The organism is Pseudomonas sp. PS01298 (genome assembly GCF_029959745.1).
GTDB lineage: Bacteria > Pseudomonadota > Gammaproteobacteria > Pseudomonadales > Pseudomonadaceae > Aquipseudomonas > Aquipseudomonas aylmerensis.
On the sequence record NZ_JASCPP010000275.1, the window covers coordinates 1 to 283 of the forward strand.

A 283-nucleotide genomic window follows, 5' to 3' on the forward strand; every position below is an offset into this window, starting at 1 on the left:
CCGCGACACTGCGCGCCGCCGAGGCCAGGCTCGGGTGCCCGGCCAGCGCGGCGCACAGCTGCATATCGCGGTATCGCTCCATCATCCGCGCCGCTTCATCGCCGGATTCAGGGCTGCGTCCTGGCCCAGGCGGTGGGTGAGGAAATCCACGAAAGTGTTGATCTTGGCCGGCACTCGCGGGCTTTTCTGGAACACCACCTGGATCGGCAGCGCCGCGGGCTCGAAAGCCGCGAGGACAATCTCCAGCTCACCGGCCGCCACCGCTGCGGCGACTTGATAGGAC

Annotated in this window: 1 pseudogene; it reads right to left on the reverse strand. The window is 68.2% G+C overall.

The features are described from left to right. Positions 1-81: 81 nt before the first annotated feature. A pseudogene (locus tag QMX97_RS32100) lies at positions 82-283 on the reverse strand (LysR family transcriptional regulator); the annotation flags it as partial.